A 23,592-nucleotide genomic window follows, 5' to 3' on the forward strand; every position below is an offset into this window, starting at 1 on the left:
AATAGCGGAGGCGTCACTGCAATATGGGCAGCAACCCGGTAATCAGAAAGAAAATAGTAATAACAAGCAATGAGAATCAGCGAGGTTCCCATATATCGGTATTCCTGGTTCAAGCGCATTCTTCATATAGTAAACTTTGAAGGTAAACTGGCGAGATAATAAGCAGTCGTGCCACGTAAATATCGTTACACGCCATAACTTACCGCGTGAAAAAAAATCCCACCAATTACTTTCAACCTTTATCGGCCGGACAGGGCTAAGTTTTGACTTAATGAAACTACGGCGCGTTCAACTGGCCGCATACCCTGGTGAATTAGTAGGGAAGGTCTGCAAAAGTCCTGGTGTTGACGTCAAGGTGGACGAAAAGCGCTGCAAGGCGAAGCCGCTTCAGAGCTAGTCCCGGCTAATACATCTGATTGAATCATCCATGCCCATTGCTTCACCGAGTCTCGTGACCGCAACCATACAAATCCGGTCTCCGGCCTCTTCAAGCGTGATGGTCTGTTCTTTGTAGGCCAGTGCGATCGCCTCCACTGCACGCATAAAGAACTCCGACTCCTCATCCGTCCAGTCTACGGGAAGGTCAGCACTAAGCCCTTCTGAATTCATCCCTGCCTCCTTAGGATACCTTGTGAGGTCCACGAAGCAAGCTGGATCTCGCTCATTTGCGCTAGCACCGGATCCGAAGACTGTTAAGTGGGCCTACGTCGTCGCGCGGTCTCCGAGGTCTCGTTTACCGAGGACTGAGCTGCGAAGCCGTGCCTCAAACTGGAGGAGAATCGTTTCTTTCGAGAAATTGGATGCGGCGTATTGCCGTCCGAGGGTGCCAAGGCGCTCACGAAGCGACGGGTCGTCGGCGAGACGAAGGATGGCGTGTGACAATGCCGTGAAAGAGCCGGGCTCGACTGCGACGCCGACCGAGTTGATGACGCTCCATAACTCGGTACCTTCATTCGCAGTCGCAATTACCGGTCGGCTGCTCGACAGCATTGGGCCAAGCTTCGAAGGCATGACGAGATCCGCGGCGCCCGCAAGCTGTGGAAGGACGTGTATGTCCGCAGCCGATAGCAATTCATTGAACCGCTCTTTAGGTTGCAGCCCGAGAAACTTGACGTTCGGTACGTCACGGGCCTTTTCGAGCAGGACATCTTTTGCTGGTCCGGCGCCACAGATCAGGAACATGATGTCCGCGCGCCACGTGAGAAGCTTTGCAGCGTCGACAATGATTTCCAGACCTTGCTTAAGTCCGAGATTGCCTGAGTAGAGGACGACCAGCGCTCCGTGGCCGATGGTGAGTTGCGCGCGATAGGGGTTGTCCGTGCTGTTTGGATGCGCGTGTTGAGTATCGACCCAGTTGGGAAAGGTGAAAGCTTTTTCCGAGGAGACCCCCTTCTGCACGGCGAGCCGTGTCATCGCTGCGGAGGGTGTCGAGACGACGTCGGCGCGTGACATCAACCATCTTTCCACGCGCAAAGCCAGCTTTCTTGCGACATGGCCTTTCAGTATGCCCAGTCGAAACGCTGCGTCGACTTCGTAGTCCTGTACATGAAGCCAACATGAGGCGCTGGCGACGCGGGCGGCGAACAACGCGACGGGAGACGCGAACAAAGGTGGCTCTACGAGCCACACGGCGTGCGGACGCCACGCGATCTGCCACAGAGCGGCCGGACTCGCGAAGACCGCGAAGCTCATCAGATGTAGCACGCGTTTCAGACCCGACGGGCGCTTGGGGCACCAGAAGGGAACGCGTATGACGGAAACGTTGTTGATTTGCTCAGTCGAGTACGTCAACGCGTTATAGCCAGCCTTGATGCGCCACTCAGGATAGTATGGAGACGCGGTTATCACGCGTATCGTGTGCCCCTGTAATGCGAGCCACTCCGCAAGCTCCGCGGAGTACTTTCCCACCCCTGTCACCTCTGGGGCATAGTTGAGCGAGATTATCAGCACTTTCATTGAGTAATCCACATCTTGGGAAAAAGAAGATCAAGTCTGCGTTGGGCACGGGAACGTGCGACCCATGCGTTCGGACTCTGACGGAGGCTATCGTTCCGTGGCTTGCTCGCAGTCGCATTCGTATTCGCGTTGTGTCAAAGCTGCGCGTTCGCCTTTTGATTCGAAGATCGCAGATATCAAATTGCCCGGTCGGACAAATGCTTGTCGTGCCTCGCCTAGATGGGCTTCGCCAGCCAGGACATATGATCGCAAGTCGTGTGGGCGCAGGAGGCCTGATGCCGGTCTCTTGCCACTCGCGGTGGGCGAAAGCCGACAACTTCTTGCCAATTTCCGTCTTGACCGGGGACATCAGGGCGCGGCGCTTATATTCCTTTCACGTCGACGAGATTCAAGTTCGCTACATGCAATCGCGTGAACACGCTGTGCTAACCCATAGTGCTCGGTATACAGCGGCTTTGACGGAGAGCTCGTACAACCATGCCATGGATACTGACACGGTTAATCTGGCGGACTACGCACAGACCTTACTAAGGGACTGACGTCTTATTGCCGCGGTAACGCTGATCGTGGGTAGAACATTCTCGTCATTCAATTCAAGGCGCGGGCTTGACCAGCATTCAGCGGGAGCTAATCGTGCAAAGCGTTCAGTTGACCGGGACTCCCATCGTACTTTCGAGATTCATATTCGGCACCGCCAGTCTTTTCAACAGTGGCTCCGAAAAAGCAAGACGACGACTATTATTCTCAGCGGTGGACGCCGGGTTCACCCATTTCGACACGGCCCCCTACTATGGCTTTGGCTTGGCCGAGCGCGATCTTGGCCACGTTCTCAAAGCACGACCGGAGGTCACTGTCACCACCAAAGTCGGTATCTATTCGCCCGGCGGCGAGGAGCAAAGCGGAGCCGCTGTTTTTGTTCGCAAGGCGACAGGGCGCTTTATAAAGACCATCTCGGGTCCAACGGTGGATTTCTCAGTTGCCCGAGCGAAGAAAACACTCGAGGGCAGTTTGCGTCGTCTGAAGCGTGACTCTATCGACATCTACGCGCTGCACGAGCCTGAACTTTCCCTGCTCAATACTGATGAATGGTTGAAATGGCTCGGGAGTCTCCTACGCGACGGAACGGTCCGTACTTTCGGCCTCGCGCTAACTACGGATAAGGTCGAACCGTTCCTCGCTGCCGGCTCCGAACTGACCCGCTTCATTCAGGTCCACGACAGTCTCACCGGTCGCGAGGCCGACGTACTGACCTGCTACCGCAAGCCCTTCCAGATCACTTATGGTTATGTCTCCGCGTCCCGCAAGGAGGGGTCGCCGCTGTCAGTGACAGAGGTTCTGCGTCGGGCACTACTTCGCAATACCGATGGCGCAATCATCGTGAGCACGAAGCAGTTGGCCAGGCTGCAGCAATATGCCCGGCTCGTGGAGGAAACGGCCGATGCTCAATGACCTGGGCGGGCAGGGCGCAATTTCGCGGGCAGCCGATTTCATAGTCATCGGCGCGGGAACCGTCGGCCTACCGATCAGCGTACTACTGGCGCGGAAGACAGGCGCAACCGTCATCTGCCTGGAAACCGGCGGATTGCGCCAGGAAGAGGACACGCATCCGCTCAATGAAGTCGTCCAGCAGGGGATGTTCTACAAGGGCGCCTCGCACGGACGTTTCCGATGCCTGGGCGGTACCTCGATGCGATGGGGCGGGGCCCTCATTCCCTTCCAAAACTCTGATCTCTGCAATGCCAACTGGCCGATCTCACTCGATGAACTAACCCCTTTCATCGGTGACGTCGAGCGGCTATTCTCCCTGGAACCGGGCCCGTATTTCGACGTCTCCTTTCCGTTCGAACTCGGTGGGACCCATGTCAATCGTCTCGCCAAGTGGCCAGAATTCCGGAAGCGCAATGTAGCGGCGTTGTTGGACGCTGACGTCGCTGCGGCAGCCAACCTTCAGGTATGGTTGAATGCCCATGTCGTCAAAATCAAAACTCAGACTGAAGGCGTCCGACTGGAAGCGGTATCGCAAAATGGTGACAGGCTAGCTATCTCGGGGAGGAAGCTCATCGTCGCCGCTGGCGCGATCGAAACAACCCGTCTGGCATTGCTAATCGACCGTCAGAACAATGGAGCCGTCTCCGCCCTTACGTCTGCGCTCGGCCAAAACTTCACGGATCATATTTCCGCAGAAGTAGCGGAAATCGTCGCCTCCGAAAGCGCTTTGCTAAATAAGATCGTCGGCTTTCGATTCGGCGCCGCCGGTTCAATGCGCAATATTCGTTTCGAGCTAGCGCCACAAGCGGAGGCGCGGCGGCATCTGCCGCCAGGTTTCTGCCACATCGGGTTCGAGGTTGAGAAACCCGGTGGCTTTGATGTGCTACGGGAGATATTCCGGAATGTACAGCGTCGTAAGTCACCGCCGCCACGAGTAATCTTCGATTTGATTGCGGATACCCCTTGGCTTGCGCGCGCCATGTGGTGGAGGCTCGTGAACAAACGTCTACTGTTTCCCGCCCACTCGCGCCTGATTGTCCATGCGGTGGTTGAGCAGCTTCCATCTCCCAACAATCGTATCACTCTTAGCGATACGTGCTGCGACCGCTTTGGCTTGCCACTCGCTGAAATCAACTGGAGGTTGTCCAAGGAAGACAAAGAAAACTTAATCGAGACATCAGAACTATTTAGAAGAACTTGGAGAACGAGCAAATTCGCCTCGCTTGGCGTATGGAAATCGATCGAGCCACAGCAAATCTGGGCCAACATCGATAACGCAGAAGGCATCTTCCATCCGACAGGTTCGACTCGCATGGGTGCTTGCCCCGCCGATGGCGTGGTGGACAAAAACCTCAACCTCTTCGGTGTCGCGAATGTCCAGCTACTTGCCACGTCAGTCTTGCCGACGGGAGGTGGGGCGAATCCGACTATGATGCTCCTGCTGCTGGGGATGCGATGTGTCAATCAGCACGCTGCCGGCAGCACCCCGCCAAAAGCTTGATGCTTTCCGCCAACCGCGGGTATTGAGCCGTGTGGACGCTACGATGGTCCGTTGAGAGAGGAGTCTATGCCTAAAGATGCAATCAACCGGCAAGGCGTTCGTCCGAGCATAATCCTGAAAGGCGTGAATTCGAGACAGGGACCTTCATTTTCGTTGTCGAACAGATTTCTGAGGGTTCTTTGGGGCGTCATCTATATCGTTTTCTTCGTGCCGACGCCGCGTGTCTTTCATGCGTGGCGTCGCTGGATTCTGCGACTATTCGGGGCCACTATAGGCGCAGGTGTTCACGTCTATCCGCGTGTGCGCATCTGGGCGCCATGGAATCTTTCGATCGGCGACTTTACAGGCGTTGCCAATGGAGTGAACTTGTATTCCATCGAACGCATCACGTTAGGTGAGCGTTGCACGATATCGCAGGGCGCGCAGCTCTGTACAGGAAGTCACGACTACAACCATCCGACGTTTCAGCTAACTGCAAAGCCGATTATTGTGGGATCGGACGCGTGGGTGTGCTCTGAAGTCTTCGTTTGCCCTGGCATTCATATCGCGCCGGGAGCGGTTGTAGGCGCGCGATCAGTGGTAACGCGGAGTCTGCTGGATGAGTGGACTGTGTATGCCGGCATGCCAGCAAGGAAGATTTCTCTTAGAGTCAAGCACGGAGAGCCTAATGAGCAAAGTGTCTGTACTAGTGCTGACGAAGAATGAAGAACAGGATTTGCCTGGTTGTCTTGAGACCGTCATCGGGTGGTCCGACGACATCCACGTATTTGATTCGCTCAGCACAGACGGGACCGTCGCGTACGCTCGCTCGGTATGCGCGAACGTGATCTCCAGACCATTCGACGACTGGTCCACTCACCAGAACTGGGGATTGAAAAACATCCCATTCAAGTACGAATGGGTGCTGTATCTGGATGCCGACGAGCGCGTTCCCCCATTGCTCGTGCCGGAGATTGAAAAGGCGGTCTCGAACGCCGGCGATGCGGTGGCGTTTCAGATTAGACGCCGCGACTTCTTCAATGACAGGTGGCTCAGGCACGTGCAGGCTTCACCGTACTTCGTTCGGCTTTTCAGGCCCCAGCATATCCACTATGAACGGCTCGTCAATCCCGTCACCGTGGTGGATGGCAAGACTGGCCGGCTCGACGGCTATCTCGATCACTTCCCTTTCAGCAAGGGGCTATCGCACTGGCTTTCACGGCATAACGCCTACAGTTCGCTGGAAGCAGATCAGTTCCTTCGCAATAAGGCGAACGGCAACAAGTTCAGCCTTTCCAAGGCGCTGTTTGCGGCCGATTTCCAGACTCGCCGCTATCATCAAAAGCGCCTGTTCTACCAACTTCCATGCCGCCCGGTGATCAAGTTCGTTTTACTTTACTTGGTTCGTCGAGGCTTCCTCGACGGACACCCGGGCTTGGTGTATGCGACGCTGCAGTCGGTCTATGAGTACTTCATCGTTCTGAAAGTCAGGGAGAAGATGAGGGCGGCGAGAACGCAAGTCGATCGCCCTACGTTAAGCGAAGAATTGAAGAGTTGAACCGCGCATGCGCGTTATGATGAATGTCAGTGTCAGCCGGAGATCCCGCGTTGAGAACCCTTCACATTATCTCGTCAATCGAGCGAAGGTATGGTGGTCCTGCTGAGGCGCTCAAACGGCTCGCGACGGAGCTCCGGCTTTTCGGACACACTATCGACATTGTCTGTCTTGACTCATCTATTGATGCTGACAAATCGGACGACAATGCTTTCGATCTGGTTGTGAGGCTAGGCCACCACGCTGGAAAATACGCGCTCAACTTCAGGCTTGTTGGGTGGCTGACACAGCATGCAAACCGGTACGATGCAATTATCGTAGACGGCATATGGCAGTTCCACAGCGCGGCGGCCGTTCTCTCGCTTCTTCCGCAAAAGATCCCATATTTCGTGATGCCGCACGGCATGCTCGATCCGTGGTTCAACATCGGCCGCCCGTTGAAACATGCCAAGAAGCTAGTCTATTGGATATTTGTGGAGCGTCATGTCATCAGCAATGCGAAGGGGGTTCTCTTCACCACCGACAGTGAGCGCGAACTGGCGCGCTTGGCGTTTCCGCTGTACAGGGCGAAAGAGCTGATGATGATGATTGGCACGGCACCGCCACCTTCGACGGAAACGTTGGACGTTGCGCAGCGGCATTCGCTAGCGACGCCGGGCAAGATTATCCTTTTTCTCGGGCGAATTCACGAGAAGAAGGGCTGCGACTTGCTAATCCAGTCGTTTCACGATCTCCAGAACTTGAGCACCGACTATCGCCTCGTCGTCGCAGGCCCCGATGATCATGGACTCGGGGCGAGATTGCGTCGCGAGGCCGTGCGGCTCGGCATCGCGGATCGTGTTAGCTGGCCTGGCATGGTAACGGGGGCGCACAAGTGGTCGCTGCTGCGCGCTGCCGACGTCATGGTTTTGCCCTCGCATCAGGAAAACTTCGGCGTGGTGGTGGCCGAAGCACTAGCGTGCGGCGTGCCGGTGCTCTTGACCGACAAGGTCGGAATCTGGCAAGAGGTCGTTGCCGATGGAGCCGGGTTCGTGGACGACGACACGCGAGAGGGTATCACCCGCCTTCTGACGCAATGGGCAATGCTGCCGGACGACGAGAAGGTTGCGATGCAATGTTCGGCAAAGCAGTGTTTCAACAATCGGTTTCATATCTCCAGAGTCGCGCAGAACTATATCGCGTTGATGAGCAAGCAGGTCGCGTAAGCATTTCTGCTTTAGCACACGCGTGCAGGATGGCTGTCGCAGGAAGTTGAGTTCGTCAGCGCGATTTTACGCTCAACCGTTGCTGCCCCTTCCGGGACATCTCATTCGCGGAAGAGCAGCGTCAGAGGATTACACGCTCCAATGCCGCTTGCAGATAATTTTTTCGTGCGCGCACCGGTCTCCATCCTGCGGCTCTGTTTTCGTCGCTTGCCGTTTGGTATCGGAGCCTCGGAAGGGCGCGACAGGGATCGCTATGTGCGCGCCGCGCGTTCCGCTGCATGCAATGCGGTGAGTGCCGCGATGGGCTTTGCGGTAGTGCTGCTCTCGGTCTCTTTGACGCTTCCGTATCTCGGGCAAGAGCGCTTTGGCATCTGGATGACAATATCAAGCCTCGCAGTGATGTTGTCGGTGCTTGACCTTGGCGTGGCGAATGGCCTCGTCAACCTGGTTGCGGACGCGAAAACGAGCGGCGATCAAGAGAAACTGCAGACGATTGCGACTCGCGGCGTACTGCTGCTCGTGGTGATCGGCGCAGCCGCTGGGGCTGTGCTCGTTGGTGCCGTGAGGTTGCTGGACTTCCAAAGGCTGCTCAAGATCGAATCGGCAGACGTCACAAGAGAAGCGGTGGAGTCAACCGTGGTTTTCATCACGCTGTTTTGCGTGAACATCCCACTAAGCGGCGTGAGAAAGGTTTTTTATGGTCTTCAGCGAGCATGGGAGCCACATATCGCTGCTGCGATCGGATACTTTTTCTCGCTACCGCTTCTTTATCTCTGCAACCGCTATCGCGCACCGTTGCCGTATCTCGTGCTTTCTACCTATGGCATGCAGGTCGGCACGACGTTGATTCTCGTTTGGCGTCTTCGCCGGGAGCGGATTTTTCGCGTTCATCGCGGCATATGGCTGGGAACGGGGTGGCAGGACTCGAGGCTGCTACTGCGGACGAGCGGCATGTTCCTGATTCTTCAACTTGGCATGATATGCGGCAGCGCATGCGATCCCCTGATCGTTTCAAACATTCTCGGCGCGAAGGAAGTGGCGCGACTGGCCGTTGCGCAGCGGTTGTTCCAGGCGATCACCGTCGGGATGGCCATGCTGTCGGGGCCGCTCTGGGGTCTCTATGCCGACGCACACTCGCGCGGTGAGAAGATGTTCATCAGGCACACGCTGAAGGTGTCCATGGGCGTCACGGGCGGCATCGCGGTGCTGACAAGCGCGCTGATTCTGGCAGCTTCGCCCTGGCTTCTGAAGGTTTGGACGGGCAATCACCTGGCTGTACCTTTCCCATTGCTGTGCGCGGCGGGGATGCTGGCGGTGGTCGAAGCAATGGGAAACGCTTTCACCATCTTTCTGAATGGAATGAGCGAATTACGCCCCCAGTTGCTTGCCGTGCTGATCTTTAGCGCGGTATCCATTCCGCTCAAGGTATGTCTGCTCTTGAAGTTCGGCACAGTGGAATGGGTGGTCTGGTCGTCCATCATTGCGAGCATCATCGCCGACTATGGCGTCTATATCGGCCTCTGCAGGAAGCAGATTCTTGCGCACGCGTCGCTCGGTCCGCTTTCGTGACTCTCACACCCACCTTCTGAACGTATGGCCGACTTCCAGGAAAAGTTGCGGTTGGCGGGGGCCGCGCTCAAAAACAGACGTGGAGCCTTGAGGACAATCATGGCCGCCTGCTTCGGCCTGTCTGGCGCATCTGCACAAGCGGCGCAGCGGCAGGCATCGGGACTGCAGCCGTCGCACACGCAGAGCGGTTCGACCTCGATGCAGCCCGTGACCGACTTGTCGCCCGACGACAGGGTGATAGTCACCAGGTCTTCGCTCGCATACACCGAAATCCGACACCTCGCTGAATTTGTGCTTGCGCAAGGTCCGATTCAGGGCTACGCCAGCTTGCGTGACTACGGCGGACCGCTTACGAGACTGCTCGTTTTTCAGCACGCTGCGGGCGAACGCGATTTGGATGCTGCATATTATTGGCTCGATCCTACCGACGTCTTGAGCCGGGACAATGGTGGCACAGTGCTGGTTTCGAAGAGCGGAAAGCGTTGGAAGCGCGTATTCGAGGGCGACATCCATGCCCGATGGTTCGGTGCACGCGGTGACGGCACGACGGATGACGGTGACGCGATCAATCGCGCCGTCGCATTCGCAGGATCGCTCTATGCATCGACGGGCCGGACTCAGTGCGTTGTACTTGATAACGGCACGTTCTACCTTGCAGCCGCGCGCGGAACGCTGGCCATCCCTTGTCACGACGATGGCACGGTTAAGCAGGGAAAAGGCAGGAGACTCCCGTCTGAGCCTGCCATGCGACAGCCCTATTGCGTAGGCGTATGGCCGGGGGTCAAACTATATGGGCATAACGCCGTGGTGAAGGGCAACTATCGCTACGGCATGGCGGACGCGTCGCAGCCAGTCACTTTCGGCTTGCTCGATCAATTCGACACGGCGATGGATGCAGGGCTCGAGAATCTGACATGCGTGGATTGCTTCATGGCTTTTGGCGCCCTGTCCGCGACGCTCGCAGGCTGCATCTTCGACAGACTTCACTTTGTCGGCTGCGGGGTGGGTATCTATGCGGCTGTGCTGGAACAGTGCACGTTCAGCAATATCGAGGCGCTGCGCACGGGCGTCCCTGTTCTTGTCGGAGGGCAATGGGTCGATCGCAACGACGACTACAACGAACGAGGCGGCTTCGCGGACAAGTGCACCATCATCAACGTACGTAACATCTATGACCGCGTCTATGGCGACGATGAGCGCAAGATCGATCAATGGTTCGATGCCACGTTCTTCAAGTCAATCAACAGCGAGCGCAGACTCAGCGCGCCGACTAATGCCGCGTCACCGGCCAGGGCGTATCCCTATCGGGGCATTTGCGGATTCTGCATACGCGTCATGGCGCGCTATGCGCGCCCTTCGAATAGCAATGTCTTCATGCAAATAACGCACGCTTACTCGCCGCGTCCAGCGGTGCTGGTTGATGCATGCCAATCGGCTGTCTTCAACGGCGTTTATATGGAACGCGTCGGCTATCGCGACCATCGCAAGCGAACCGGTGCCGTTGGCGCCGGATGGGACGATCCTTATCTTGGTCATGGCGTCCTCGTCCCGGCGTTCATAGGAGAACTCGACGTCTCCTCCTGCGTTTCCGGTGTCAACATCCAGCAGTCTTTCGGCGTTTCGGTCGTTCGATCTGACGGCCCTGTCGGATCCGTCCAGTCAGCGGACTGTGTTTTCAAAGAACCGCAGCCTCGCTACACCCTGCCTGCCACCACTTTCACCGACGATGTGACGATACGCAGTGGAGCGCTTCGCGCATTGGAGGATGCCAGGCATCGGATCGGTGGATTGGGCCTCTACACCGTGCATTTCGATGGCGGCAGTTTCGACACTGAGATTTCCTGCCCGAAGGACGAAGAAGGGCATGCAGTCATGGTGCTGGTGTCACGCGATGCGAACCGCGTAGAGAGCGCGTCATCCGGTCTCTATCTGCTGCAGCTTTCGCGTAATAGTACGAGCGCTCCGGTTGGAACGCTCGTGTCGGGAAGCGATGTCCTGCGTTTTGCTGTAAGTCCGCGGAACATGCTGGAACTACGAGCTACTGTCCATGGCGCACACCACGTCGTGATGATCGGCAACCGGCCGTTCGAGACTTAGACCGACCCCGCATCTGGGGCAAAACTGATCAAGTCCACCGCAGACTCTCAACCGGCTGCATGAACGAGGGCTCATTGCCGATCCGGTCAACAAAGCGAAATCCGTGGTGCTGACGGAGGACGGCCTGCGAGAATCTGAACGCCTCTTCAAGCAGCACTTCGTCACCGCTGGCAGCAAAACCGATTAATGAAACGAATTTCCAACTCACGACACCAGGGGTCACGCTACTGGCCAGTGGATCGTTTCATTCTAAACGACCGTCCTATCGGGCCCGACAACATCTTGGCGATTTCGGTCTCGACACGGCGCAAGCAGCAGGCTTATCTAAAATAGACTGCGGCGGCGAATGTTCCGCATTCTCGAATTTCAGTCATTGAAGTCGTAGCAGAGTACCTGTCGAAATGGACGCACGGTCAATGCGTCGCGTCGTCGCTCCCGTAACTGGTTGCCCCTGGCGTTATCCCGCTGGCGGGCGCAAAGCACTCCACCCGAGAAACCATGGCCTCAAGGAAACAGATCACGCGCGATGATCCGCTGCAGGGCGACGAGATCTCCATCTCGGATTACCTTCGCACAATCGGCGAGAGCTGGCGTCTAATCGGCATGATTGCGCTCGGCGTTCTCGCGCTGGGATCGTTGTACGGCCTGATGCATCCGACCTTGTACCGGGCCGATGCGCTCATACAGATTGGCACACCCGCGTCCAGCTCTCCCGAAGCCGAAGCGTTGGGCCGGCTTGCCTCGATATTCGATTCGAGGGTGAAAGCCAGTGCAGACGCCGAGATGGAACTCATTCGCTCACGCCTGGTGGTCGGCGAGGCGGTGCAGCAACTGAATCTCCAAACTACGGCGCAACCTCGGTACTTCCCACTTATTGGCCGTTGGATCGCGCGACTGCGCAGCGGATCTGCCAGCATGAAACCCCTTTTTGGACTGCGGCAGTTCGCCTGGAGCGACGAGTCGATCGAAGTATCGAAATTCGATGTTCCTCATGCTGCAATCGGCCACGAATTCATCGTAAAGGCGAGACAGGCCCCGTACTTCAAGTTGATTGCACCTGACGGAAAAACCCTCGGAACAGGAGAAGTCGGCCACGAGCTGGTGGTGCCTTTCGGCGACGGCAAGGTGCATCTTCTCGTCAATGAGTTATCCGCTTCTCCCGGCGGTGAATTTACACTGAAGTCAAGTTCGATAGAGGCCACGATCCTCGCGCTGAAAGATGCTTTGGCCATTTCAGAAAAAAAGTCGCAAACCGGCATGATTGGTGTTGCCCTGGAGGGACCCGACCCGGTGCGCACTGCGGACATCGTCAATGCGGTTGCTCAGCAGTATCTCGCTCAGGATCTCGCAAGGCGTACGTCCGAGGCCGAACACTCGCTTCTCTTCCTCGAGGGTCAATTGCCGAAGCTGCGGGACGAATTACAGCAAGCCGAGGATAAGTACAACGCTTTTCGTAATAGCAATGGAACCGTCGATCTGAGTGTGGAAAGCCGGTTGTTGCTGCAACAGGTTGTCGATCTCGATACCGCCTTGCGGGGCCTCTTGCAGCAGCGCGACGACATCTCGCAGCATTACAAGGAGGGTTACCCGCTACTTACGGCGGTGGATTCGAAGATCGCCCGATTGCAACAAGACCGCGAAGCGCTGAGCCAGCGTGTTGCCAGTTTGCCGGATAAGGAACAAAACGCAGTGCGTCTGATGCGCAACGTTCAGGTCGACACAGACCTGTATACGAATCTCCTGAACAGTGCGCAACAGCTTCGTGTCGTCAAGGCGGGCAACGTAGGCAACGTGCGCATTGTCGATCTCGCGGTGCCCGCCGAGAAGTCGAGCAAGCCTAACTGGCAGGTACTATTGTCGTTGTCTGCCGTGCTTGGGCTTGTACTGGGAATCGTCACCGCGTTCCTTCGCAAGGCGTTGTCTGGTGGAATCGAGCGAAGCGCCGAGATCGAGGCAGCCCTTGGAATACCCGTTTGCGCTGTCGTGCCGCACAGCGAACGGCAAATTCGTTTGCAGGAGGCAATGCGCCGCAAGGCTCCGGGCATACATGTGCTTGCTGCGGTATGGCCAGGGGATGTCGCGGTCGAAGGCGTGCGAAGCTTGCGAACAGCGTTGCAATCGATCGGATCGGAAGTCAGGAACAATGTCGTGATGATCACAAGTTCCCGTCCCGGGGTAGGAAAGTCGTTTGTCGCGGCCAATCTTGCAATCGTGTTGGCGACAGGCGGGAAAAAGGTGCTCCTGATCGATGCCGACATGCGCATGGGCGACATACACAGATCCTTCAACCCGGCTGGCGGCCCCGGCTTGACCGAGTTGCTAAAAGGTGCGGCGTTTGACGACGTGGTCGTGCGCGATGTCATGAATGGCGTCGACCTGATCCCGCGCGGGGGCGAGACGCCAAACGCCGCGGACTTGCTCACGACCCGGAGACTGAGCGAGATACTCGATGTTGCATCGCGGCGGTATGACGCTGTCGTCGTCGATACGCCGCCTGTGCTTGCTGTCACCGATGCAACGCTGATCGGCCGGCAGGCCGGTACAACGCTGCTGGTCGTTCGGCACGGTCGGCATCCGGTGGACGAACTGTATGAGGCGCTCAACCGGTTGCGCAGTAGTGGCGTGAACGTGGCAGGAACTCTCTTTACCGATGTTCCGCTCGACAAGGCGCGATACGGTTCAGGCTACGGCAGGTCGGACGGGTACGGCAAAAGCGGCGGCGAGTCCAATGTCAGGACAGCCTGAACGAATCGCAAGAAGTATCACGCACACAGCGAAGTATCAAAACAAGGAGAAGGAACCATGTCGAACAAGGTTGCACTGGTCACCGGTATCACAGGCCAGGATGGCTCTTATCTTGCTCAATTCCTGCTCGACAAAGGATATGAAGTGCATGGCGTCAAGCGGCGCACCTCGCTCTTCAACACGGATCGCATCGACCATTTATACGAGGATGACCATGCATCGCAGCGCCGCTTTCATCTTCACCATGGTGACCTGACCGACTCGTCGAGCATCTTGCGAATTATTCAGCGGGTGCAACCGGATGAGATCTATAACCTCGCCGCGCAAAGCCACGTTGCGGTTTCGTTTGAAGAGCCTGAGTACACGGCGAACGCGGACGGCCTGGGTGCGCTGCGCATGCTGGAAGCCGTGCGAATTCTGGGCCTCGAGAAGACCGCCCGGTTCTATCAGGCGTCGACATCGGAGTTGTTCGGACTCGTGCAGGAAGTGCCGCAACGGGAGAACACGCCATTTTATCCGCGCAGTCCGTATGCGGTAGCGAAGATGTACGCGTACTGGATCACGGTCAACTATCGCGAGGCGTATGGCATATACGCTTGCAACGGCATTCTGTTCAATCATGAATCGCCCGTTCGGGGCGAGACGTTCGTTACGCGCAAAATTACGCGCGCCCTCGCACGTATTGCAATCGGTTCGCAGAATTGCCTTTACCTTGGCAATTTGTCGGCGAAACGCGACTGGGGACACGCGCGCGATTACGTCCAGATGCAATGGCTCATGTTGCAACAGGACGAGCCGGAAGACTTTGTCATTGCATCTGGCGTGCAATACAGCGTGCGCGAATTCGTTCAGCAGGCGGCGTGCGAACTCGGCATCAAGCTTCGGTTTGACGGAAGCGGAGTCGATGAAGTCGGGATCGTCGAAAGTGTGAGCGGCCGGGAATGCCGGGTCGCGCCCGGGACGGTCATCGTGCGAGTGGATCCTCGCTATTTTCGACCGACAGAGGTCGAGACCTTGCTCGGCGATCCGTCGAAAGCCCACGCGAAGCTGGGATGGGCACCGACCGTGACGTTCGGCGCTCTTGTGAGGGAAATGGTGTTGTCCGACTATCAGATCGCCAAGCGGGATGCGCTGATCACGCTGGCTGGCTACAGGGCGTTGGAGCATCACGAGTAAGGACGAAGTTTGGCCGAGTCGGCATGTAACTCAGGAGCGTGTGGAATGTCGCCGCGTTTCGTATTTTCACTCGCAGTCTTTACGGTCTTCGCGGCAGGCTTGGCTCAATACGCGGATCAGGCGCTTGGCGCGCTCGGCACCGGAGCAATCAACGTCTGGAACTTAAATTCGGCCGCCATGGATGACGCAGGTGCTGTCAAGTACGTGAAGGACGCGAGCATCGCCTTGATCGGAGTCGGGTGGCCTCTTGCGCTCGGTTTGAATCGCTTTCGGGGGGGAATGCGTACGTTTATTCTGATGTTCTTCACGTGGATTCTTTGCATCGTATCGGTGGGACTCGTGCCGTTCATCGCAGGTTGGACGCCATTGTTCTTCCTGCCTGCGGGATTGCGCTGGGTTCTGCTGATTCATGCGTCATTCGGCCTGTTTTTGTTCGCGAGTTTGCTGCCGGCCGAGAAGCAGGGACAAACGGCCCTCGTCCTCGCATTGCTCGCGCTTGCCGCATTGGACTTTTACGTTGTCCTGCGACAATGGATGCAACTCGGACAAATACAGCAAGTTCTATTTATGCAGGATCGGTACACGGGCCTGTTCAGTAACGCGGCGCTAGCAGGTATGTATGCGATTTCGCTTGCAAGCATGGTGCTCATTCTGGACCGCGCCCGGCTGTTGTATCGGCTTATATTGCTCTCCCTCGCAGTCGCGATTGCCGTCTCTTCGGGCACGCGATTCGCTATGCTCAGTATCGCGTCCATCGTCGGCGTAGTAGTTTGGGAAACGCTTGCGGGACGGCTGAGCCGTAATGATCGGATGCTGCTGGTGGTGACTGCGCTACCGATTGCTATTTTGCTCGCAATCGTTGGCTATTCTCACATGGTGGAAGCGGTCGGCCGCGGTGATGTGCTGACTGATCAACTCGACGAAGGCGGTCGTTTATCCAACCTCGGGAAGATAGCGGAGCAGTTGTCAGAGGCAACGCCGGGAGAACTCTTTTTGGGGCGGGGCCTCGGCGTAGGCACGAACACAGCCGTCATGCTCCTCCAGCGTTCGGGCGTCGACCCTGAGCAATACCGGTTCAATCTGCTCATCGATAACGCCTTCGTGACGATGCAGTTTCAAATCGGAATTGTGGGTATGCTAATTTTCGCGACGGGTGCGACGGCGTTTTTCTGGCGCATCCGTCCGCGTCATTCGAGGCGTCAGTCGGTTCGCTATGTGGTGTTCGTTGGGATCACGATTGCAGCCTGCATGGACATCAACCTATTCGAGCAGTATCCACTGGTGACGACGCTGATGCTCTGCTTTGGGGACATCTACGGGTGCTCTCTCGGCGCGTATTTGTCCACGCGTCGATCACGTGGCGTTGACTTGCGTGGCACTGAAGCAGGAGTCGCTGACGTGGAGCAGCAAAAATGCTTGTTTTCATAGCGCCTTACAGCGCCTCTAATCGTGGGGCGAATGTGAATCTGGGCGCCGCACGCAAGGTGGAATTTTTTCTGGCGTTGGCATCGCAACTTTCCAAGGATGTTCTGTTGATCAATACGGGCCACGTAGAGGCAGGATGGTCACGTAGAAAATTTCGGGATTCCGTCATCGGCACGCAACGCATTCGGGAGATTTCGCTTCGCTGCTACCCTGTAAGGCCCATCGGCAAGTTGCTGAACCTCTTCGAAGTCTTGGCGCTGAGCGATGAGATAGCGAAGGTCGGCAAGCCCGAAGCCGTATGGATCTATAACGCTTACGCATTCGAGTCGATGCTCGCTCGCGTGCTGACGCACCGGTTCGGTGCGCGCCTGATCCTCCAGTTCGAAGATTGGCTGCTTTCTCGTCGCCGCTGGCATCCGAAGCCGTTGCTCGACTTCATCGCATGGCGATATGTGTTACCCGCTCCATCGTTATGTCTTGCGGTTAACGATCACTTATCGACACGCGAACATCAACGCAGCGGTTGTCCGGTGGTGCTGTGTCCGGGCGTGGTGTCGGACGATCTCATTGAAGCTTGTGGACAGCGGCGTCCATTCTCGCGAACGGCAGATGCTAGAACGATGGTTGGCTATTTCGGTGGGCTGAGCGTCGAGAAGGGTGCTGACGTGGTTCTCGACCTGATCCGGAAGTCCGGCGGACGCCTCATGTTTCACGTCTGCGGAACGGGTCCGCTGGCACGCGAGTTCGTCAGGCTGTCCGCCGAAGATTACCCGGTGCACTTCCACGGTCGGGTGGACGAAAGAGTCTTGTTCAAATTGATTTCCGACTGTGACGTGCTGGTGAACCCGCATGTTTCGATAGAGAAAATGGGTAACGGGGTCTTTCCTTTCAAGGTTGTCGAATATGTCGCGTCGGGAAGATTGGTCATTTCCACCGAACTTCCCCCGATGAGCATGAAGGAGATTCACGACGCCATATGCTTTGTTTCCGCGGATGCAAGGTCCATCGCCGATGCGTTGGCAAACGCAGAGCAGACGTATCGCCGCAAACGCATGAGCATCGAGCGGGCAATGAAAGCAGCCGCCCAACTTCTGACGCGAGACGCGCTAGAAAGGTCGATATCCAGGGCTTTGAGCAGTCGAATCAAGGACTAGTCCATTGAACCAATGAAATTGCACTGAGCTAATAGTGCATGGGCAAAATGAATCTGAGTGAAACCGAGCGCGAAGAGCTGATGTCGATGCAGCGCAGCCGCACGATGGCCGTTGGCCAGGTGAGGCGTGCGCGGTTGATCTTGCTGCTCGACGAAGGAGCCTCGCGTGCGGCGATCATGGCGGAATTGCGTTGCGATTCGCGTTTCATTACAACGTGGCAAATGCGTTTCACCAGTGAGCGTTTGGCTGGGTTGTACGGCAGACATCCAGGCCGGGCGCCGCGACCTGACCTGGCGGTCCTTGAAGCGAGAGTGCTCGACTACACACTGCGACGTAAGCCGGCCGACGGCTCGACACACTGGAGCAGCCGCAAACTGGCGGCACAGTTGGGCATGGCCTTCGTGACGGTGCAGCGTATTTGGCGCAAGCACGACATTCGGCCACATCGTCTCGATACCCACATGGTGTCCAACGATCCCGACTTTGAGGCGAAGGCAGCCGACGTGATCGGGCTGTACCTCAATCCGCCGTTGCATGCGGTGGTGTTCTGCGTGGACGAGAAGACAGCCATCCAGGCGCTGGATCGCAAGGACCGGATGTTGCCGCTCTCGCCTGGACGCGCCGAGAGCCATGGCTTTGAATACAAACGCAACGGCACCCTGAGCCTGTTCGCCGCATTGAACGTTGCCACCGGTGAGGTGCAGGGCAAAACCGCGCCCCGCCATACCAGTGCCCAGTTTGTTGCGTTCCTCACGGAGGTGGTATGGGCACAGCCGTGCGGAAAGGAGATTCACGTGATCTGCGACAACGTGAGCAGCCACAAAACCAACGCCGTTCAAACATTTCTGGTTGACCATCCGAAAGTGTCGATACATTACGCCCCGACGTATTCGTCATGGCTGAATCAGGTCGAGAACTGGTTTGCACGCATCCAGCGCGACGACATTGCGCTTGGCGTGTTCACCAGCACCAAGGATCTCAACAAAAAGCTTATGCGTTATATCTGTCAATACAACAAGCAGGCGCGCCCATTGAAATGGAAATACTCCGATCCATCGCGGCGAATCCGGTGCAATTCATCCGGTTCAACGGACTAGGCCGATGCGTTGATCAAGCCGCTCTAACCGGAATGACCTGTCGTGGCCTTGAAAGTGACATGATTTGCGGGCATCGAGGGACAGGAACCTCAGTCGGCAGACGGGTACCCTGGATACCAGGGGCGGAACTTCAATCCGTGGTGCAGGATCGCGCACGCCGCGTGAATTCGTCAGGCGCTGGCGAGCCCGGTACGCTGCACGTCATTCTCGAAGTCGGCGTAGGTTGATGCGATGCCCTCTCTGAGCGTAATCGTGGGCGCCCAACCCAGAGCGGCGAGCTTCGATACGTCGAGCAACTTTCGCGGCGTCCCATCGGGCTTCGACGAGTCGAATCTCAGCGATCCAGAAAAACCGACGACATCGCAGATCAGTCGTGCGAGGTCGGCAATCGCTATGTCCTTTCCATATCCGACATTGAACATGCCCTCGACCAGGTCGTTGCTCAGCAGGACGAGAACCGCGGACGCCAGATCGTCTACATGAAGGAATTCCCGTCTGGGCGATCCGGAGCCCCATACCGGGAGCGATTCGAGTCCGTTCAGCTTTGCCTCGTGCGCCTTGCGGATGAGCGCGGCCAGCACATGGCTGCCTTGAAGATCATAGTTGTCGTTGGGGCCATAGAGATTCGTGGGCATCACCGATATGAAGCGCGTGCCGTATTGCTTGTTATACGCTTCACAAAGCTTGTGACCCGCGATCTTTGAGATGGCATAGGCTTCGTTGGTTTGTTCGAGAGCGCTCGTGAGCAGGTAATCCTCTTTTATGGGCTGAGGGCAAAGCTTTGGATAGATGCACGATGAACCGAAGAAGACGAGCTTCTGCGTGTGACTCTTGAATGCTGCATGAATCACATTGGTTTCGATGACGAGGTTCTCGTAGAGAAACGAAGCCGGCTGAGTCGAATTGGCATGAATTCCGCCGACTTTGGCTGCGGCCAGAAGGACGACGTCTATATGCTCCCGAGCGAAAAAATCCATCACGGCGCGCTGATCCAGCAAGTCGAGCGACTGTCTCGAGGCCGTGATCACGTGATCATATCCGGAACTGGCAAGGCGCCGAAGGAGAGCCGAGCCGACCATTCCCTTATGTCCGGCGACATAGATGCGAGAGTTTCTGTTCATGTGAATGGCCAATAGTCGAGAGAGACACGTCGGTCGGAACGTGAGTTGCCCCGCCACTTGATTCAAAGGGCTACGACGTGCGGTTTCATCAGCTTAGCAATGCATATGGACCATTCAAGGTCATGGCGGACGGTGCCAATATATTGGCGCGGTCCGTGTGCACCTCTGCGCGGTCGTTGCCGCGGATATAAAGATGCGCGAGGTGACGCTGCAACGTAATACCCCGGTCAGCCAACTTCATTCCGTATTCGGCCATCTGACCGTGTGACCGACGAACCGATCCTATGCTTCGGGGACGCATGAAGGACCTCCGTGGGCCAATTTATGTCGTAAGCGGCCTTGCTCCCGGAAGGTTCGGTGTGTCGGGATACTACCGGCTCTCTTCGAGGAAAAAAAATGGAAGCTCTACCGATAACGGGCAACGCAGAGGTCGTTCATGACTCGAATTTCGAAGTAGTCTCGTTCGAAGGTGAAACGCTCGCCATGATCATCCGGGATTCGTTCTCGAGAAGTGGTGTGAGTTTCTTTACTCCGAAGGAGTTTCCTCAGCAACTCGCGTACATGGAACATCCCGCCGGAAAAGTGATCGACGCGCATCTTCACTGCAAGTTGGTGCGGCAGATCGAATGGACGCAAGAGGTGCTCTTCGTCAAGCGTGGCCGTGTCCTGGTGAAGTTCTATACGCCCGATAAGGACTACCTGTCGAGCCGTGTACTGTACGCGGGCGATGTCATCTTGCTGGCGTCGGGCGGTCACGGCTTCGAGATGCTCGAGGACGCGTCTTTCTTCGAAGTCAAACAAGGGCCCTATATGGGGGAGCAGGAAAAATTGCGCTTCGCGTCCGCAAACCTGAGCCGATGCAGTGAAGCGAGTAACGGCCCAGGCGTCGAGCTTGAAGTTAAGGACGGCGCGCGATGATTCCGGTCAACGAACCCCTGCTCGACGGAAAGGAGCGCGTCTATCTGAACGAATGCATTGAAAGCGGGTGGATTTCTTCGGACGGGGCGTTCGTCGAGCGTTTCGAACGTGCGATGGCGGGTTACGTCGGCCGCAGACACGCGATTGCCGTCGCGAACGGCAGCGCTGCGTTGGACGTGGCGGCGGTGGCTCTGCGGCTCGGTCCCGACGACGAAGTTATCATCCCCACGCACACGATCATATCGTGCGCATCGGCCATTGTTCGCACCGGTGCCCGCTTGAGACTGGTCGACTCAAGTCCGGATACGTGGAACATGGACGTGACGAAGATCGAAAGCGCTATCACGGGCCGGACGCGGGCGATCATGGCCGTGCACACTTTCGGTCTGCCGGTGGACATGGCTCCGTTGCTGGATATCGCAAGGAAATACGGCCTCGTTGTGATCGAAGATGCTGCGCAGGCAATCGGACAAGCCTATAACGAAGCGAAGTGCGGCAGTTTCGGCGATATATCGTGCTTCAGCTTCTACGCCAACAAGCACATCACGACGGGGGAAGGGGGCATGATCGTCTGCGACGACGACGAGCTGGCTACGCGCGCGAGAAGTTTGCGAAACCTGTGTTTCAAGCCTGAGAGGCGATTCGTCCACGAAGAGCTTGGCTGGAATTATCGGATGAGCAACCTCCAGGCGGCTGTCGGGCTAGCGCAATTCGAGAAGCTAGATGCGCACGTCGCGCGAAAGCGCGAGTTGGGCCGCCGCTACGAAAGCCTTTTGCGGGGAGTGCCGGGAATCGGGATGGCGCCGGTGGCATTGCCATATGCCGAGAATATCTATTGGGTCTTCGGTATGGTATTGGACGACAGCTTGCCCTTTGATGCCGACGAGCTCCGGTCCATGCTGGCGGAGGCAGGTGTCAGCGCGCGGCCGTTCTTCTGGCCGATGCACGAACAGCCGGTTTTTCTCAAGCAAGGGATGTTCAAGGGAGAGAATTTCCCGATTGCCGAACGCATGAGTCGCAGGGGATTGTATCTGCCGAGTGGTCTCGCGCTTACCGAAGCACAGCAGGACTACACGGTGGGCGTGGTGCGCGACACGCTGGCCACCGCCTTTTCGCGAAGTTTCCGCAACAGCAGGTCAAGTTCAGCGCGGTGCTGACCGACTGCTCGCCGCAGCAAATATGGCCCGTCACGCAACGGAACAAACACTTGATCCGGGTGGCAGGTGGTCGCACGCGGCTTTCGGCGGGCCGCTTTGACGCGATGCGCTTAGCCAGCGCGGGACTGCCTGGCGGTTCAGCCTCGACTCATCGACGAGGCTGGCTATGACATGCCATTCGTTGTATTTTCCGACGTTTTCTCGCTCGGGCTGTTTCCGAGCATCACCGTTTTCTCGCGACGAAGGTCGCTGAGAGATCGGTAGCGCTCAACTCGCCGCCCATGCACTTCAAACTGTCCAGGACCTCGAATCCGCTGAGGTCCAGCATCAGTTCGATCTCGGGCTTGAACATGTAGCGCATCACATGCGTCTCGAGGACGGTCTCGACCGACTGTGTTTTCAAATCCGTTAGCAGGACGGTGTAGTTGAACGCGACAGTATTGTCATGAGGACGCATCGTGGGCTCGGCGATTCGTATCGCCGCGGTTTCTTCGCTGGAGGCGCGTTTGATGCGCACGTCGGGCGGAGCGGCGAGGACCGCGGGACCGTACCAGCAATCGAACACGAACAGTCCTGATGGCCGCAGGTGCGTCGCGGCGGTGTGACACATCGCCATGAAATCGGAGTTGGTCGTTTGATAGCTCGCAACATAAAAGAGCGAGACGACTGCGTCGTAGAGTTCATTCGTGCGGACGATCCGCGCGTCGCCTTGCTGAAACGTCAGTCGCTTCGCTACTGCGCCTGGCAGAGTGGTACACCTGGCAGCGGCTCGGGCAAGCATATCGGCGCTCATGTCAACGCCAGAAACACAAAATCCCGCGGCTGCGAATTCCGCCGCGTGGCGTCCGGTGCCGCAACCTAGATCCATCACGTGACCTCCAACTATTCCGTACCGCCCGAGCAATCCGGTGACAAACGACGCTTCCGCCTTGTAGTTCTTGTCATGATAGAAAAGATCATAGTATTGCGAATATCTCGTGCTGAAGCTCATGAAGCGACTCCATGTCTGGTCGTATGGCGGTGGCGAAGTCACGCGTGACGCGAACGCACTTTTGTTTATTCGAAGGCAACCAAAGCCAAAGCCAAAGCTCAGGGTGCTCATGAGAAAGGGTAACTAGCGGGGATTTTCAGACTACTTGCATGACTGTTTTCAGCAAGGTGTTGACGGGTCGTTTCCTTGCTGAAGCATTCGCCGTCTGATCGGTCTATCGCTCAGCAAGTCCTGTGGGTCGGGAAACCCTGATGAGCGGCTTTATGGTTTTCACTTTCAGCGCTAAAGAAATCAGACAATGTTTTGGTCTTGTCGATACTGGGAGCGACATTCTCGGCCAGAAACATGCTTTTGGCGGACACCGCGGCAATGGTGGATCGAATATGGCACTAAGCTCACGAGGTCATACGCTTTCCACAGCGTTCCAACGCAAGCCAGAGCAGCGATCTAGAACCGAA

18 protein-coding genes and 1 pseudogene are annotated in these 23,592 nt (G+C 56.9%); 15 read left to right on the forward strand and 4 right to left on the reverse strand.

Annotated features, from left to right (window positions below):
• Positions 1-393: 393 nt before the first annotated feature.
• Both OKW39_RS40175 and OKW39_RS40180 read right to left on the reverse strand, forming a co-directional pair.
• The gene (locus OKW39_RS40175) at positions 394-609 is read right to left on the reverse strand and encodes a hypothetical protein (RefSeq protein ID WP_429365268.1); all 216 of its coding nucleotides are present in this window, start codon (positions 607-609) and stop codon (positions 394-396) included.
• A 93-nt stretch (positions 610-702) separates the two neighbouring features.
• Positions 703-1,956: a glycosyltransferase WbuB gene (locus OKW39_RS40180; protein WP_090806297.1), complete on the reverse strand. Its 1,254-nt coding sequence runs from the start codon at positions 1,954-1,956 to the stop codon at positions 703-705.
• A gap of 606 nt (positions 1,957-2,562) precedes the next feature.
• Between OKW39_RS40180 and OKW39_RS40185 the strand changes: the two genes are divergently transcribed.
• The 13 genes and pseudogenes from OKW39_RS40185 to OKW39_RS40245 all read left to right on the forward strand — a co-directional run bounded on the left by OKW39_RS40185 (position 2,563) and on the right by OKW39_RS40245 (position 18,947).
• Entirely contained in the window at positions 2,563-3,405 is an 843-nt protein-coding gene (locus tag OKW39_RS40185; RefSeq protein ID WP_429565185.1) for an aldo/keto reductase, read from the forward strand.
• The gene (locus OKW39_RS40190) at positions 3,395-4,945 is read left to right on the forward strand and encodes a GMC oxidoreductase (protein WP_429365270.1); all 1,551 of its coding nucleotides are present in this window, start codon (positions 3,395-3,397) and stop codon (positions 4,943-4,945) included. The genes OKW39_RS40185 and OKW39_RS40190 overlap by 11 nt, the downstream gene beginning before the upstream one ends.
• 66 nt (positions 4,946-5,011) lie before the next feature.
• Positions 5,012-5,650: a putative colanic acid biosynthesis acetyltransferase gene (locus OKW39_RS40195; protein ID WP_429565186.1), complete on the forward strand. Its 639-nt coding sequence runs from the start codon at positions 5,012-5,014 to the stop codon at positions 5,648-5,650.
• Positions 5,613-6,482 (forward strand): glycosyltransferase family 2 protein, encoded by an 870-nt coding sequence (locus OKW39_RS40200; RefSeq protein ID WP_429565187.1) that lies wholly within the window; start codon positions 5,613-5,615, stop codon positions 6,480-6,482. The genes OKW39_RS40195 and OKW39_RS40200 overlap by 38 nt, the downstream gene beginning before the upstream one ends.
• 50 nt (positions 6,483-6,532) lie before the next feature.
• Complete coding sequence (locus OKW39_RS40205; protein WP_429565188.1) at positions 6,533-7,684, forward strand: glycosyltransferase; 1,152 nt, start codon at positions 6,533-6,535, stop codon at positions 7,682-7,684.
• Between the two features lie 141 nt (positions 7,685-7,825).
• Entirely contained in the window at positions 7,826-9,253 is a 1,428-nt protein-coding gene (locus OKW39_RS40210) for a lipopolysaccharide biosynthesis protein (protein WP_429565189.1), read from the forward strand.
• 24 nt (positions 9,254-9,277) lie between these two features.
• Positions 9,278-11,350 (forward strand): hypothetical protein, encoded by a 2,073-nt coding sequence (locus OKW39_RS40215; protein ID WP_429565190.1) that lies wholly within the window; start codon positions 9,278-9,280, stop codon positions 11,348-11,350.
• A gap of 46 nt (positions 11,351-11,396) precedes the next feature.
• Positions 11,397-11,537, forward strand: a pseudogene (locus OKW39_RS40220) (DUF6429 family protein); the annotation flags it as partial.
• Positions 11,538-11,848: 311 nt separating this feature from the next.
• Positions 11,849-14,095 (forward strand): polysaccharide biosynthesis tyrosine autokinase, encoded by a 2,247-nt coding sequence (locus OKW39_RS40225; protein ID WP_429565191.1) that lies wholly within the window; start codon positions 11,849-11,851, stop codon positions 14,093-14,095.
• Positions 14,096-14,152: 57 nt separating this feature from the next.
• Complete coding sequence (gene gmd / locus OKW39_RS40230) at positions 14,153-15,271, forward strand: GDP-mannose 4,6-dehydratase (protein ID WP_090806278.1); 1,119 nt, start codon at positions 14,153-14,155, stop codon at positions 15,269-15,271.
• Positions 15,272-15,316: 45 nt separating this feature from the next.
• Positions 15,317-16,699: a hypothetical protein gene (locus OKW39_RS40235; RefSeq protein WP_429565192.1), complete on the forward strand. Its 1,383-nt coding sequence runs from the start codon at positions 15,317-15,319 to the stop codon at positions 16,697-16,699.
• Positions 16,684-17,850 (forward strand): glycosyltransferase, encoded by a 1,167-nt coding sequence (locus OKW39_RS40240; protein WP_429565193.1) that lies wholly within the window; start codon positions 16,684-16,686, stop codon positions 17,848-17,850. Before OKW39_RS40235 ends, OKW39_RS40240 begins: the two co-directional genes overlap by 16 nt.
• Positions 17,851-17,888: 38 nt before the next feature.
• Positions 17,889-18,947 (forward strand): IS630 family transposase, encoded by a 1,059-nt coding sequence (locus OKW39_RS40245; protein ID WP_429334073.1) that lies wholly within the window; start codon positions 17,889-17,891, stop codon positions 18,945-18,947.
• A 170-nt stretch (positions 18,948-19,117) separates the two neighbouring features.
• Here the strand turns inward: OKW39_RS40245 and OKW39_RS40250 are convergent, their stop codons facing one another.
• Positions 19,118-20,068, reverse strand: coding sequence for a GDP-L-fucose synthase family protein (locus OKW39_RS40250; protein WP_090806270.1), 951 nt, complete (start codon positions 20,066-20,068; stop codon positions 19,118-19,120).
• 396 nt (positions 20,069-20,464) lie between these two features.
• Between OKW39_RS40250 and OKW39_RS40255 the strand changes: the two genes are divergently transcribed.
• On the forward strand, positions 20,465-20,986 hold the full coding sequence (locus OKW39_RS40255) for a hypothetical protein (protein WP_429334071.1): 522 nt from the start codon (positions 20,465-20,467) through the stop codon (positions 20,984-20,986).
• On the forward strand, positions 20,983-22,143 hold the full coding sequence (locus OKW39_RS40260; protein WP_429565194.1) for a DegT/DnrJ/EryC1/StrS family aminotransferase: 1,161 nt from the start codon (positions 20,983-20,985) through the stop codon (positions 22,141-22,143). Before OKW39_RS40255 ends, OKW39_RS40260 begins: the two co-directional genes overlap by 4 nt.
• 223 nt (positions 22,144-22,366) lie before the next feature.
• Here OKW39_RS40260 and OKW39_RS40265 read toward each other — a convergent pair whose 3' ends face one another.
• On the reverse strand, positions 22,367-23,134 hold the full coding sequence (locus OKW39_RS40265) for a class I SAM-dependent DNA methyltransferase (RefSeq protein WP_090806264.1): 768 nt from the start codon (positions 23,132-23,134) through the stop codon (positions 22,367-22,369).
• Positions 23,135-23,592: the final 458 nt, after the last annotated feature.

It is taken from the genome of Paraburkholderia sp. MM6662-R1 (assembly GCF_050436245.1).
Taxonomy (GTDB): domain Bacteria; phylum Pseudomonadota; class Gammaproteobacteria; order Burkholderiales; family Burkholderiaceae; genus Paraburkholderia; species Paraburkholderia tuberum.

Excerpts from the sequence above, each read along its gene's own strand:
- OKW39_RS40175 (WP_429365268.1), bottom strand. The coding sequence starts at position 609 with ATGAATTCAGAAGGGCTTAGTGCTGACCTTCCCGTAGACTGGACGGAT.
- OKW39_RS40180 (WP_090806297.1), bottom strand. The coding sequence starts at position 1,956 with ATGAAAGTGCTGATAATCTCGCTCAACTATGCCCCAGAGGTGACAGGG.
- OKW39_RS40190 (WP_429365270.1), top strand. The coding sequence starts at position 3,395 with ATGCTCAATGACCTGGGCGGGCAGGGCGCAATTTCGCGGGCAGCCGAT.
- OKW39_RS40195 (WP_429565186.1), top strand. The coding sequence starts at position 5,012 with ATGCCTAAAGATGCAATCAACCGGCAAGGCGTTCGTCCGAGCATAATC.
- OKW39_RS40200 (WP_429565187.1), top strand. The coding sequence starts at position 5,613 with ATGAGCAAAGTGTCTGTACTAGTGCTGACGAAGAATGAAGAACAGGAT.
- OKW39_RS40210 (WP_429565189.1), top strand. The coding sequence starts at position 7,826 with ATGCCGCTTGCAGATAATTTTTTCGTGCGCGCACCGGTCTCCATCCTG.
- OKW39_RS40215 (WP_429565190.1), top strand. The coding sequence starts at position 9,278 with ATGGCCGACTTCCAGGAAAAGTTGCGGTTGGCGGGGGCCGCGCTCAAA.
- OKW39_RS40225 (WP_429565191.1), top strand. The coding sequence starts at position 11,849 with ATGGCCTCAAGGAAACAGATCACGCGCGATGATCCGCTGCAGGGCGAC.
- gmd (WP_090806278.1), top strand. The coding sequence starts at position 14,153 with ATGTCGAACAAGGTTGCACTGGTCACCGGTATCACAGGCCAGGATGGC.
- OKW39_RS40235 (WP_429565192.1), top strand. The coding sequence starts at position 15,317 with ATGTCGCCGCGTTTCGTATTTTCACTCGCAGTCTTTACGGTCTTCGCG.
- OKW39_RS40240 (WP_429565193.1), top strand. The coding sequence starts at position 16,684 with ATGCTTGTTTTCATAGCGCCTTACAGCGCCTCTAATCGTGGGGCGAAT.
- OKW39_RS40245 (WP_429334073.1), top strand. The coding sequence starts at position 17,889 with ATGGGCAAAATGAATCTGAGTGAAACCGAGCGCGAAGAGCTGATGTCG.
- OKW39_RS40250 (WP_090806270.1), bottom strand. The coding sequence starts at position 20,068 with ATGAACAGAAACTCTCGCATCTATGTCGCCGGACATAAGGGAATGGTC.
- OKW39_RS40255 (WP_429334071.1), top strand. The coding sequence starts at position 20,465 with ATGGAAGCTCTACCGATAACGGGCAACGCAGAGGTCGTTCATGACTCG.
- OKW39_RS40260 (WP_429565194.1), top strand. The coding sequence starts at position 20,983 with ATGATTCCGGTCAACGAACCCCTGCTCGACGGAAAGGAGCGCGTCTAT.
- OKW39_RS40265 (WP_090806264.1), bottom strand. The coding sequence starts at position 23,134 with ATGAGCTTCAGCACGAGATATTCGCAATACTATGATCTTTTCTATCAT.